Consider the following 13416-nt stretch of genomic DNA (forward strand, 5'->3'; position numbering starts at 1 on the left):
AAATGATTGTAAGAGAGAATTTAGAGCATTTGAGAAGTTCTTTAAGTATTAAACCAGAAAAATTAGGATTAAAACATACAATAAATAAAAAAACGCCTCTGTTACCTTTCTCTACACGAGGAACAGAGCGGGCAAAATTTGTTAAAGGATTTCAGGGAGTATTAGGAGAATTCACACGTCTTGTTAGCGGGAATAAACTGAAAATGGAAGTTAATCTAGAAGAACTTATTGGAGAGATTAGTGAATCTGTTGATGTCTCGCAGCAAGATAGGTCGCACTTTGAACAAATATTACGTACTTTTTTACAAGATAGTGACAATACAATTAAAATTTTTCATTTGCATTTATTTCAATATTTACCGTTAAGTGAAAGTGCAGATAAAAAAGGAGAACAAGATATTGCTAGGTTTCTTTTAGATGTCTTATTAGGTGAAAAAGAAACAGTAAAAGAGATTTTTGGAAAAAGTGATTCAACAGATTTAATGTCACGTCTTGTGTTAAAGCGATTGGATCATTTAGAGAAAGATGAAAAAGAAATCCGTTATGTTAATCAAATTCCATTTATTTCGAAGATATTCAAAGAAGATTTTCAATTTTTAGCGGAGCATAAAGATTATTTTAGAAACCATTATCACTTGTTTCTTAGTTATTATTACTTCTTATATATTACTCAATTGACTTTAAAACTTTCACAAGGTGGGAAAGCGAACTTTAGTGAGAACAACGAAGTTTATTTTACACTCGACTGGGAGTCTACGAGTAAGAATAGAAAAGGTTATACTCATGGTTATCAAATGATTAAAGATACAGGTAGACATTTACTACTTCATATTAATTGCTTAGAGCATTTAAATTTCTTAATGGGAGTAGAAAAAGCAGGCTGCTATCCTGAATTGAAGGCAACATATCAGCAATTATCCGATGAGGATAAAGAAGTATTTTTAGAGATGCTTTGTGATTGGGTTATGGAATATAGAAGACATTTAGGTCTTGGGATGTATGAAGAAAATTTAGAATTAGAATATGATACGCTTGTACAATCTTTATTCCATAGTATAGAAGAAGCTTATGAAAAAGATACGATGCAAGGACCTCGACATAGATATTCTTTATCAATAGAAGAGATTGGAAAAAAATATTTCTTAAAAACTCGAGGTTCACTTGGTTATATGCTTAATATTAGTCAAGATATGTTATTGCTACTAACAGCATTAAGTTTGAAAAAGGAAAGAAAACCTTTGAAGCAAGTATTTATAGATTTAGAGGCTAGAGGTTTATTCTTTGATCGATACTCAAAAGAAGAAATTGTACAGTTATTTGATAAGCTGAATTTAATAGACAAAAAAAGTGATAGCGGTGATGCACAGTATGTTAAACCAATTTTATAATTATCTTTCAGATAAACTAATAAATTATTTAAAAGCGGAAAATCTTAGAGGTGGAGAGCGATTTTATCTTCAATTTGATAATCATGAACAAGTGAAAGCGTTTTATGACACATTAAAAGAACAAGATTTATCGCAGGCGTTTTATTATCAGCATAAGCAAGGTGCTCCATACGAAACGATTGCTATTAGGATTTCAGAGGAAATGAAGGTAGTTGTTGCGACTACATCAGAAAATGTTACTCCTGACTTTTTAGTAACACTTCGTAATGAAGTCGGTGAACAAAAGGATGTTTGGGAAAAAACAGCTTTACTTAGTATATGTCATGAGACACTAGACAGTATTAAGGGTGGTAGCAGTGATTTACAAAAAGAAGGCATGCCATTTAATGTAAAATCAATTTTGAAAACATTAAAAGAAGAAATTGAAACTTCTGATCTAAACAAAGAAGAAAAGGAAGTACTATCATTTTATTTACGTAAAAAATTAGATGATACAATTGTGCGACCATCTCTTTGGGATTATGAAGAAATTCTTGGATTTTTATCAAAGCAAGAAATTGTGAGAGAAGATTATTCTAATTTAGGCATTTTCTATGATGAAAATTTAAATCAATTTACTTCAGCTCAAATGAAAAAAAGGCTAGAAGAAAATGCTTCATTTTTTGAGAAAGTACAACATATGCAAGAGTATGAGCATTTAGAGAGTCAATTAGAAAAATTATTCGATGAGAAAGGTGTTTCCCGTCTGAAGAAAGAAGATTGGAAGCAAACGGATTATAATTTTGTTAAAGAGTCTAACGACAATTTGATTGCAACAGATCGTCCGTTAGATTACATTGAATCAACCAAGAAATATTCAAAAGAGGGTCTGTTGTACTGGGAGAAAGCACAGGCTGATACAAAGGCTGGACGACGTAAACGACATATCGTTGTTTTTAATCCTACACAAATAGAAAACATTAACATAAACTTTGAGTTTGAAGAAAAATTGAAGAAGGAATACATTCATAAAAATTCACAGGATTTTTGTGGGGTATCTGGAAAAAAACTATATGTAAATTTAGTGCATAAGCAAAATGGAACCTCATTCCATAAAGTTGTATATACACATAAAATGCAATCTAAGTCAAAGTATGAGTTTCATATTGCTGTTGTAGAATGTGAAGCCGCATTTTTACAAGCTCTCCAAACAATTTATGAAGTGAATGTGAATACGAAAAATGTAGTTATGAATAAAGCAGAAGAAAGTATTGTTTTTGGAGATATTTCTAGTGAGCCAGAAGAAATATTTATTGAAGAAGATGCACAGATTATAAATTGGCAAGGCGGAAGCTTTGAAGTCTCAGATTCTTCTCCGGCATGGAACGATGATAGCTTATCGTTTTCTATTCAGGTTGGAACATCTCTAATTCCTATTCTTATTAGAGAGCAAATTGCAAAGACTGTTCCAGTTTCAGGAGAAAGAGTGTGGAAATTAAAGAGAGAGAATCAAGAAAGCTTTGAGTATAACCGTGATACAAATAAATTAAAACAGGGTGCAAGAGAATTTTCAGCGCGAGAAGGATTTCGAAATTATTTACAAGATGAAAGAGCATGGATTGAAAATGAAATCTCTTTTGCGATTAGAGGAGTATCAGGTCTAAATAAGGTTGAATTATCAATTAATCCATCATTGAGAGATGCGTACCAAGAACTATTAAATTACTATAAATTTAATAATACGGTTCCTAGTCTTTGTTTTGTGGACGATCAATTAAGAGAGTTGTCTATAAGATACTTGAAAGCTTTTAATGAAAGTGTTGCCAATATACAAGAAAATGTAATGTTAAAAGAAGAAGAGAAAAATTTATTTAAATTGGGAGTTATTGAGGAGGAACAAAGGGTTGTATTAACGCCGTTACATCCTCTTAATGTTGCCTACCAATTAAATATTAACGATGAAATTAAAAATGAAGTAATTGAGATGCACATTTTAAATCGTCTGCATCCTAACAATCTATTGCCATATATATATGGACAGAATGAGGAATTGTATCGTCCAATTGCTCAAAATGAAGCTCCCGAGTGGATTGTCTATGAACCGCTTCATAAGGTAGCGATAGGTGAATCTAATGCATTTCTCGCTAACGTAGTTGAGGAAAAGCTTCAACAATTTGTGGAGCATTTCCAATACTTATTTTTACAAGAATCTAAATCTCCGATAAGAATCAATGTTATTAATATCAATAATGATAAAGAAGTTGTAAGAGGTTTAGTACATTTTATTAAGAAGCAAATAGATAAAAAGGGACCATCCAAAATTATACCGGTAGAGGTTGCTTTATATCATGAAAATAATATATTAAGTGCCTTTGAAAAGTTTTCTATATATGATGATGTTCAAAAGTTCGAGGAGTTCTTTGAATTATCGTTAGCATCAAAGAATCTTGATGCTGTAGATGTATTAAGATTGATTCGAGAAAATGTTTTTTATTATAAACTTATAGGTACGAAAGAATATGGTTATGCTCATATTTCGTTCTATAAAATGATTTCAAATGAGAAGCATGCAAAAAGTACAATGGAGGATATTGAGACGGGCTTATCATTAAATGGAATGTTATCCTCTCTATCATCTATTAGTACAGAAGTAGATTATCGTACAGGTTTTGGATTGAAAAATGTATTGAATGATGAACACTTGTTGATTCAAACTGCTAGCTGTATGAATGAACTGGGAAGTAATTTAAATAACGATGGTACAAACCCTTACCGTAAGAATGAAACAATTGTTACGAGAACTTCTACTTATGATGAACAAGTTCTTGAACATTTATATGAGTCTTCTTATTGGGTAACATTTATTGAGCCTAATGTTGGTTTGGATTTCTTCCAAGATTCATCACGCAATTTATTGGTCATTCATTATAGTGATCAATATTCTTCATCAAGTCAGTACGATGCAATTACAGTAACGGATAAAGCAAGACAATACCGATCAGTTATTGAACAGTATTTGGCAGAAAAAGAAATTGTTTCGACACCTGAAAAAATTAATACAGCTATTAGAGCTTTCAATAGTTTAAATGGTGAGTGGTTGCTACGAATTATTGGAAGTAAAGGACAATTCTCAAGAGAAAAGTTAAGCATCATTTCGGCTGTGAAATATATATTAAGTACTTTAGATCATGAGAATATCTTATGGATTCCTATCTCATTAGAAGAAATATTGCGTGTTGCTGGAGCGGTAAAATTAACGAAGAGTGAAGGGGTATTTTCTGCAAAAAATCTTGGTGGAAAAGGTGCACATAGTGACGATTTACTGTTAATTGGGATAGAAATGCAAGATAATAATTTATCAGTGCATTATTATCCAGTAGAAGTAAAAATCGGTTTAAATCAAGAAAGTGCCATTGCAAAAGCGAAAGAGCAAATCAATGCAACTAAGCAATTATTTGACACACAACTTTCTAAAGTAAGTGAAGATGGTTTACATGTATTTAAACATAAGTTTTTCCGGAACTTTTTTGTGCAGTTATTGCTAGCTAATGCCGAAAAGTTTATTGCAAATAACATTTGGCCAGAAAAATCTTATGAAAAAATTGAAGAACTAAAGAAAAGATTATTAAATGACGATTATGAAATGAATGGACATTTGGATAGTAAAATTGGAAAAGGTGCGATTTTATCATTCAAAAAAGAACAAGCATGGAGATCAGTTAAAATAGAAGGAGATATTCTGTTAGTGGAATTAACAGAAGAGGATGGATATGAAGGGGTCGTAGAAGAAATTGAGGTAATCAAAACGAAAATCCATTCTGGTGGAACTGATATTAATCCAGATAGATTATTGAATAAGAATCATGATTCTAATCAAGAGTTGAAAAATCCTAGCAATAAAGTCGTTCCAACTGTACCTCATTCTGAAGAAGAAAAAGAAGAAAAAGAAGAAAAAGAAGAAAAAGAAGAAAAAGAAACAAAAGAAACAAAAGAAACAAAAGAATTAAAGGACATCCGCGTTTTGTTAGGAACAGTAGAGGGATCGACTCAAGAAATATATTGGGAATTTGGAAATCCAGAGCTAGCAAATAGACATATTTTAATTTCGGGTAAATCAGGGCAGGGTAAAAGCTATTTCATTCAATGTTTACTTCTTGAACTGGCACAAAATGGAATTTCTAGTATGATATTTGACTATACAGATGGATTCAAGAATTCTAAGTTAGAACCGGAATTTAAAGAGAAACTTCAAGGTAATATTGAACAATTTTTAGTAGCAAAAGACAAATTTCCAATAAACCCATTTAAACGAAATCAAAAAGAATTGGATGAGGAAATTTATATTGATGAAGATAATACAGACATTGCTGAAAGAATCAAAAGTGTATTTGCAGCTGTATATAGAGGATTAGGTAGTCAGCAACAAAATACTATATATGAGGCGGTAATGCGTGGTTTAGTTAAATATGGTGACAATATGAATTTGGAATTTTTATTAGCAGAACTAGAAGAAGATACTTCAGGCCCTGCAAAAACAACAAAATCACTAATTAAACCATTTATCGATAAAAATCCATTTAATCATAGTGCTGTATATGATTGGGGAGAAATACTAAACCAAAAAGGTAAAGTATTTATTGTACAATTAACAGGCTTTAATAGAGATGTACAGCTCATGATTACAGAGTTTATCTTATGGGATATTTGGAATTATCAATTGCACCATGGAGATAAAAATAAACCATTCCCAGTTATATTAGATGAAGCACAAAATCTTGATCATAGAGAAAAATCACCAAGTGCCAAAATTTTAACCGAAGGAAGAAAATTTGGCTGGTCAGGTTGGTATGCAACACAATCATTAAAAGGCCAATTTACAACGGATGAAATTTCACGACTACAGAATTCAAGTCAAAAAGTGTATTTCATGCCACCAGAAAATGAAATTAGTGCCATTGCATCAAATCTTGCTCAAGATTCTGCTATACGTAAAGAGTGGGAAAAACGACTTGCAACATTGAAGAAAGGTCAATGCATCACTTCTGGACCAATGTTACAGAAAGATGGTACGTTGAAGTCGGGTAGTCCCGTAATTATTAATATTAGTGCGTTGCAGGATAGATTGAAGTAATAATTTAATAGTGATATGAAAGTTTTAGAAAACCACCTTGGACGGTATATTTGTTTGAGGTGGTTTTTGTATTTTAAAAATATGTTGAAACCTCGAAATAGTAGGAGGCCATCCTTGTCAAGTTTTTTAAAATTCTTAAGTGATTTTCATAGCGATTAAGAGGTGGAGAAATTCACAACTAGGTAAATTTTGATATTTAAAGAGCGTGTGGATAGTTGATCTTTTAATTTAGTAAGGGATATAATAAGAGAATCATAAAATTGAAAGGGGGAAATAGATGTGTATTTTATGATTCATTTGACCGGTATCTCAATTCTTTTGTTCCTTTATTGGTGTATCGCTAATCAATATATTGTAGTTAAATGGAATGTTATTGTTAAGAAGTTTAATGAGAATGTAGTGTTTGGGATATTTATTACATGTATGTTATTTTGGATGCAGTATTTATTCCAATTGCTTTATGATAGATAATCAGCTTTATTAATGAGGTAATATAAACACAATGGGGTGATAAAAGAAGCAATGAATAAGATGTAGTCCATAATCAGACAGCTCCCCATTAGTAATAAAATAGGGAAGCTGCCTTTCTATTTTATTCTTTTTTCATTGAGTATCGCCCAAATATAAGTTCTTCATCTATCCTCTTTTGTTAATTTTAATAAGTCTTCAATCAGCTTTGGTGTATCTTCGAAGACAAAGACTTGATATTTGTTATTTTCGCGATTTCGCATTGTGTGGTGTAGGTCGTGACCAGCTCGAACTAAATCCATTGCGAGACTTTTTTTATAGATGTTTTTTAATTTTGGTTTTTCTTCTTTCTGTGGTTGATCAGTTGTTTTTTCAAGCTCATTGTTAAGTGGTTCAGCGTTTTGTTGTTCCCAGCCAGAAAGGAATTTTATATATACTTTTTGCATGGCTGCTGGTGTTAAATGTGTGTAAATATAATAGTCATCTGTAACAAAGATATTTTTCTTTTTACTTCCATTTTTAGATTCAAAGAATGAAAGATTTGATGTTCGGATGCCTATAATTTCAATTGTTCTAATTGTTTTTTTTAAATCTTTTTCCAAGAAATATTGCCAAAAGTTACGGAAGATTTGCGCATGTGATTTTTCTTCCCACTTAATTTTTTCACCATCTACGTTCATTTCGAATACATGGTTGCTCATTTGAAACCGCTCCTTTATTAGTAGATATATAATGTTTATTATAACGTGTGAAAATAATCATGGGCCACGTAAGTACTGTTTGATTCCCTTAGTAGTAATCATATCGTGTAATCCTAATTATGAACGAAAATGCTATAGACAAGGTTATAAGAAATTGAATAATAAAAGGTAGTACTATTGAAGAGAAGTAAACTTAACTAATAGTTCAAATGGATTGAGATAGTTGAACTATTAGTATGAAAAGATATTTGATATTGAGTTTGATTAAGTAAAAGATAATTTAAGTCTAGATAATCGTATTTTGTTAAAAAGAATTGAATAGTTATGTTTTACTAATACTTCTATAGTTTTTGTGAACCTCAGGAAATTCAATCTTTTAGGAAGAGCCTCTAAATAATTTAGGGGGGCTCTTTTATTTCGCCGTTTAAGATATGAGTCGAGGCGATTTTATAGATCAAATTCTAAAAGAAGAGATTAAAAATATAAGTAATGCAGTTTTACGACATGTATTATAACGGGACAAAATTAGTATTCCAGCAATACTAGTAGATAAGATTGGTATCAATTAATAAAATTTAAAATAGAGTTTTGCAATAATAAAAAAGAAGAGGAATTAGGACTTAGTTGTAGGACAGTTTTAAAAGTGAAAGATGTAATTAGGTATGAATAAGAATTTATAGTTTTGTATAGCCCCTACCATACCCCTACAAAGCCCCTACCAAGTAATAAATCACTAATAAAAAACACAACAAAACAAAAACAACTACAAAGACCGTAGTAGTTGTAAAAATTTTTTTGAAATAACACGCCAAAAACCCACCCCTCCTCCCTATATATAGTACAAAGAAGAATTTTTTACTTTTGAATGAGGACGGGAGGAATTTGGATGGCGGTGTATCGTAATGTGCAGGTGAATTTTTGGCAGGATGATTTTGTTTTGGATTTGACGCCGGAGGAGCGGTATTTTTATGTGTATTTGTTAACTTGTTCGAAGACGACGCAGTGCGGGATTTTTCCGTTTCCGAAGCGGTTAGCTGAGATGGAGACGGGTTATAACAGGGAGACTGTTGATAAGCTTGTGCAGCGCTTTGTTGATTATGGGAAGATTCTTTATGATGCGGATACGAGGGAGTTATTCGTTTTGAATTGGCTTCGTTATAATCCTGTGACGAATACGAATGTGGAGAAGTGTGTGCTTCGTGAGCTTAAGGGTGTGAAGAATAAGGAGTTTGTACATATGTTTCTTCAGAAGTGCGTAGAGGAGGAGCTGAATGTTCCAATGCTTTTAGCTCATTTCGGTATGCCGAGTGATTTGGCCGTTCATGATGTTGATCCGGTTTGTGAAGAGGCGGAAGAAGAGGTTATAGAGGAAGAGACGGGAAGTCGCGTGTTTTCTTTTTATGAGCAACATTTTGGTAGTTTGTCTCCGTTTGCGGTAGAGGAACTGAGTGCGTGGATGGTTGATTTGTCAGAGGAGCTTGTGCTGAAGGCTCTTCAAATTGCGTTTGAGAATAATAAGCGAACGGTTGCTTATGTGAAGGGGATTTTGAGGGGGTGGCACGGGAAAGGATTTACGAAAGTGTCTGAGGTTGAGGCAGATACGGCTCAGTTTAGGAAGAAGGAGTCGTCTGTTAGTACTGGGGAGACGGAGGAGTTTTTGACGAGGTGCGAGGAGTGGGAGAAGAATGCGCTGTCAGAGGAAGAGTTGCAGCGCTTTTTAGCGGAACGCGGGTGGCGGCCATGAGTATTCAAAATGTGGAGGCGGAAAAGACGGTGTTAGGTTCTCTATTAATTGATGGGGAGCTTATTAAGGAGTGCCGTTTGACGGAGCATTATTTTTCTATGCCGGTGCATAAGTCTATATTTCGGTTAATGCGAAAAATTGAAGATGAAGGGCAACCAATTGATCTTGTGACGCTCGTTTCTCGGATGAATCCAAATTTTTTGGAGAATATCGGGGGAATGGAGTATTTTATAGCATTAATAGAGGGTGTGCCTACGACTAGCAACTTTTCTTATTATGAGGGGCTTGTTCGAGGTGCATGGAAAATGTATCAGGCTGGCGTTCTCGGGCACAAGATGGGAGAGCGTCTTATTGCGGAGAAGAATGAGAAGATTATTGGTGAGACGATTACGGCGCTTTGTGAGTTAGAGGAAAAGGACTATGTATGTGAGTTTGATTTGAAGGATGCTTTAGTTGGTTTGTATGAGGAGCTTCATCAAGATACGAAAGAGAATACTGGTATTGAGACTGGTTATACATCGTTAAATAAGATGACGTGCGGATTGCAGGAAGGTGATTTTGTCGTTCTTGGTGCGCGTCCTTCTATGGGAAAAACGGCGTTTGCGTTAAATATTGCACTGCATGCGGCGAAGTCTGGAGCGGCAGTTGGATTGTTTTCGTTAGAGATGAGTAGTAAGCAATTGCTAAAAAGGCTGGCGTCTTGTGCGGGTGAAGTGTCAGGAGGTAGGCTGAAAAATCCGAAGCATCGTTTTGCGATGGAAGATTGGGAAAAGGTAAGTAAGGCGTTTGCAGAGATCGGGGAACTACCACTTGAGATTTACGATAATGCAGGCGTTACGGTGCAAGATATTTGGATGCAGACTCGTAAGTTAAAGAGGAAGCACGGTGATAAAAAACTTTTAGTTATTGTAGACTATTTGCAACTTATTACGGGTGATCCGAAGCATAAGGGCAATCGATTTCAAGAGATTAGTGAAATCTCTCGTAAGCTTAAGTTGTTAGCGCGTGATTTAAATGTTTGTATAGTAGCATTGTCGCAATTGTCTCGTTCCGTAGAGTCACGTCAAGATAAGCGCCCGCTTTTATCTGATTTAAGAGAGACGGGACAGATTGAGCAAGATGCGGATGTCATTATGCTTATGTATCGAGAGGATTATTATGATAAGGAAACGATGAAGAAAGAGATGACGGAGATCCATGTGGCGAAGCATCGGAATGGACCTGTGGGGAGTTTTAAGCTGAGGTTTTTGAAGGAGTTTGGGCGGTTTGTGGAAGGGGGGAATTAAGTGCTGAGAAAAAAGTTGCGAATCATTATATTACTTGTTTTGGTTGTCGGAATAGGCGTAATTGGTTATAGATTACTAGGCCCTTTTATAGATGGGCGAAGTTATTATTATAGCCATACTGCTTTTACAGATCTTTCAAATGAATCGATTGGAAAGATGAAGCTTCATGATAATATTTCTAAAGATTCTTTTAGAGAACAATATGGTGAGCCTATCGGCAAGAAAGAGAACGTATTATATGATTATTACTCTTGGAAGAACGGAGTAGAGACGGCTTCGATTATGAAAGGAAAAGAGAAGGGGAAGATTGTTCGTTTAATAATTGGAGAAAATACAGACCTTAAGACGGCAAAAGGGATCGGGCTTGGTAGTAAGAAGCAGGATGTTATTAATTCGTACGGTTCGAATTATTATGAACGGACGGAACAGGGTACTACTATTATTGGCTATGCTGATCATAAACTTCATACAACAATTGAATTTTGGTTAGGGGAAGGGAAGGTAGTGCGTATTCGTTTGGATGATGCGGATGTTGACTAACTCAGTATGAAAGTAGTAATTAAACAAATGATGGGTAGTTGTGTAAGGTGCTTACGTGGCTACCCATCATTTGTGTATGTTTAAAAACAACATTTGTTATTTATTGTCATTTTTTGGTATGATATTTATATATCAAAAAATGGAAGAAGGGGAATAGGGATGCTTGGTCATATGAAATTCAAACTTATTGCTGTAGTCTTTTTTTTCTTTGCACTTGTATTTTTACTTGATGGTTACATATCAATTGCTTTTTTGTTGGTTCTAATTGGTATCGGAATGTGGGCTTGGGGAAATGTTAGACTGAGAGCAGCAAGAGAAGAAGGCGAGATTAAAAAAGATGCTAGAAGACAAGCAAAATATGATAAAGTCTTTAACAAAGAGTATTATAAAGAAAGACGTAAATAATGTTTAGAGATAATCAAAAAGACTAGTAAACTAGTCTTTTTGGTTGAGAAGTTCTTCAATATATAAATTTGTTAAAGGAGTATCTTTCGCTTTCTGTTCAAAGAAATCATATTCATAAACATAACCATTTTTATCTACAGCATAACGACCAGCAACAAACATATTTCCATTATGATTATCTTTTCTTAATGCAAATAATGACATTCCATCATTATTTGGATTTTCTAGCTGTTCTAATTCGTAATCTTCTGGTTTTTCTTTAGTAGAAATTAAATAACCTTCCATTGCAGCATCAAGTTCTTTAGCTTTATACCCTCCTTCTTCAAATGAAGGAGCTACAAACGTCTTATCGGTTAGCTGCTTCTTTAACTTCTCCTTATCAACCTTTGAAGATGATTTTTGCACGGTTTCCTTATTACTTTCTTTACTAGCGGTATTATCCTGTTTTGGATATTGATCAATTATCTTTTCAGTATTTAAATCGATTATTTTCAATTGGCCCATACTATCTTCTAACCCAGTTTCAAAAATAACAGCATAATTTGATAGTAAATAGATAGGTTGCCCACCTCCACGATCAGCAGTAATTATACCTTTTGTATCGGATTCTTTAGTAAAAGTCCAACCGCCTTTATAAAAATCATCATTCCAAGGAGATCCTTTATAAATGCTATAAATTTTCTTGGCTAATTTCTCATCCAGTTTATAAGTCTTTTGTTCCTTATTTGTTTTTGATTCTAAATCTGCAATCTTTTTTGTTAACTCGTTATTCGTTTTTTCTAATGAATCTCGCTCTTTTTTTACAGACTGTAATTCAGCATCTGAAGGTTTATTTTCACTAGCTTTACTTGAAGTGTTATTACAACCTTGTAAAAGTAGTGCTGATGCAGCGAGAAGTGATATAACTATACTTTTCTTCATAAATATCCCTCATTTTCTATTTATTCCCCTTTTATACCTTATAATGTATAATTGTATTCGTCAAATTATTTTAAAACAATTTACAATATCTAAAATTAATATTTTTAGATATTAATTTTAGGGGGATACTTAATGAAATATTGTTCTAAATGTGGTAAAGCTAATGATGAAAATAGTAAGTTTTGTAGTAATTGTGGTGAGGCTTTTGGTCCAAATAACCAAGAGGTATTGAACCAAAATGAAAATATTAAATCTATTAAGGATGAAAGTATAACTATATCTAATAAAGATATACCGGGTTTTAAGAAACAGATTTTTATAGTAGCAACTATTATTGCTTTGCTCTTTACGTACTCTATGATAGATATGTGGAAAAAGCATCAAGATCAAGTTGCTCACGAAAAACTTCAACTAGAAAAAAAGAAAAAAGAAGAGGAAGAGCTTAATAAAAAAAATAAAGAGTTAGATGATGCTGAAAATAAAGCTAAATTCGTAATTAATAGAATGAAAAACGAATTAGATGGAACTTCTGAAGTTAGGTATGATAAAGATACAAAAATAATTAAAGTAGAAAATCTATTTAGAATGAAATATCCTAATGATCTGGGAAAAAAAGCTATAGAGGATATGGTAGCACCTTTTCTTCGAGATGCTAAAGATTTAAAAGAACAATCACCAGATCATTCTTATAAAATTGAATTTTATTATAAAAATGATCCTCAAAATAAATATATAATAATTACTGATGGGAATTTTCTGGGAGGAGAATGGTATAAATATTTGGCTGGACAAGCAGTTAAGCAGATATTTTAATCTATAAAAAGGGCTAGTTTTTCACTAGCCCTTTTATTAT

General features: G+C 33.2%; 9 protein-coding genes. 7 read left to right on the plus strand and 2 right to left on the minus strand.

What is annotated here, in order from left to right:
- Positions 1–2 precede the first annotated feature (2 nt).
- Complete coding sequence (dptG, locus tag JTF23_RS12690) at positions 3–1388, plus strand: DNA phosphorothioation-dependent restriction protein DptG (protein WP_204208887.1); 1386 nt, start codon at positions 3–5, stop codon at positions 1386–1388.
- The gene (gene dptH, locus JTF23_RS12695; RefSeq protein ID WP_204208888.1) at positions 1369–6498 is read left to right on the plus strand and encodes a DNA phosphorothioation-dependent restriction protein DptH; all 5130 of its coding nucleotides are present in this window, start codon (positions 1369–1371) and stop codon (positions 6496–6498) included. Before dptG ends, dptH begins: the two co-directional genes overlap by 20 nt.
- Before the next feature lie 632 nt (positions 6499–7130).
- On the opposite strand, the gene JTF23_RS12700 is transcribed toward dptH, so the two are convergent.
- On the minus strand, positions 7131–7667 hold the full coding sequence (locus JTF23_RS12700) for a hypothetical protein (RefSeq protein WP_204208889.1): 537 nt from the start codon (positions 7665–7667) through the stop codon (positions 7131–7133).
- An 886-nt stretch (positions 7668–8553) separates the two neighbouring features.
- Here JTF23_RS12700 and JTF23_RS12705 point away from each other — a divergent pair.
- The 4 genes from JTF23_RS12705 (at position 8554) to JTF23_RS12720 (ending at position 11642) form a co-directional block, all read left to right on the plus strand.
- Positions 8554–9411: a DnaD domain-containing protein gene (locus tag JTF23_RS12705; RefSeq protein ID WP_204208890.1), complete on the plus strand. Its 858-nt coding sequence runs from the start codon at positions 8554–8556 to the stop codon at positions 9409–9411.
- Positions 9408–10697, plus strand: coding sequence for a replicative DNA helicase (dnaB, locus tag JTF23_RS12710; RefSeq protein ID WP_204208891.1), 1290 nt, complete (start codon positions 9408–9410; stop codon positions 10695–10697). Before JTF23_RS12705 ends, dnaB begins: the two co-directional genes overlap by 4 nt.
- Positions 10698–11237, plus strand: a complete 540-nt coding sequence (locus JTF23_RS12715; protein WP_204208892.1) for a hypothetical protein — start codon at positions 10698–10700, stop codon at positions 11235–11237.
- Positions 11238–11396: 159 nt separating this feature from the next.
- Positions 11397–11642: a hypothetical protein gene (locus JTF23_RS12720; RefSeq protein ID WP_088077800.1), complete on the plus strand. Its 246-nt coding sequence runs from the start codon at positions 11397–11399 to the stop codon at positions 11640–11642.
- A gap of 30 nt (positions 11643–11672) precedes the next feature.
- On the opposite strand, the gene JTF23_RS12725 is transcribed toward JTF23_RS12720, so the two are convergent.
- Positions 11673–12563 (minus strand): hypothetical protein, encoded by an 891-nt coding sequence (locus JTF23_RS12725; protein ID WP_204208893.1) that lies wholly within the window; start codon positions 12561–12563, stop codon positions 11673–11675.
- A 132-nt stretch (positions 12564–12695) separates the two neighbouring features.
- Between JTF23_RS12725 and JTF23_RS12730 the strand changes: the two genes are divergently transcribed.
- A complete protein-coding gene (locus JTF23_RS12730) occupies positions 12696–13376 on the plus strand; it encodes a zinc ribbon domain-containing protein (RefSeq protein ID WP_078179764.1) in 681 nt (226 codons plus the stop codon).
- The last annotated feature ends 40 nt before the right edge of the window (positions 13377–13416 follow it).

The organism is Bacillus sp. RIT 809 (genome assembly GCF_016892495.1).
In the GTDB taxonomy this organism is placed as follows: domain Bacteria; phylum Bacillota; class Bacilli; order Bacillales; family Bacillaceae_G; genus Bacillus_A; species Bacillus_A cereus_U.

Coding starts and splice junctions, on each gene's coding strand:
- JTF23_RS12720 (WP_088077800.1), top strand. CDS start 11,397: ATGCTTGGTCATATGAAATTCAAACTTATTGCTGTAGTCTTTTTTTTC.
- dptG (WP_204208887.1), top strand. CDS start 3: ATGATTGTAAGAGAGAATTTAGAGCATTTGAGAAGTTCTTTAAGTATT.
- JTF23_RS12725 (WP_204208893.1), bottom strand. CDS start 12,563: ATGAAGAAAAGTATAGTTATATCACTTCTCGCTGCATCAGCACTACTT.
- JTF23_RS12730 (WP_078179764.1), top strand. CDS start 12,696: ATGAAATATTGTTCTAAATGTGGTAAAGCTAATGATGAAAATAGTAAG.
- dnaB (WP_204208891.1), top strand. CDS start 9,408: ATGAGTATTCAAAATGTGGAGGCGGAAAAGACGGTGTTAGGTTCTCTA.
- dptH (WP_204208888.1), top strand. CDS start 1,369: ATGTTAAACCAATTTTATAATTATCTTTCAGATAAACTAATAAATTAT.
- JTF23_RS12705 (WP_204208890.1), top strand. CDS start 8,554: ATGGCGGTGTATCGTAATGTGCAGGTGAATTTTTGGCAGGATGATTTT.
- JTF23_RS12700 (WP_204208889.1), bottom strand. CDS start 7,667: ATGAGCAACCATGTATTCGAAATGAACGTAGATGGTGAAAAAATTAAG.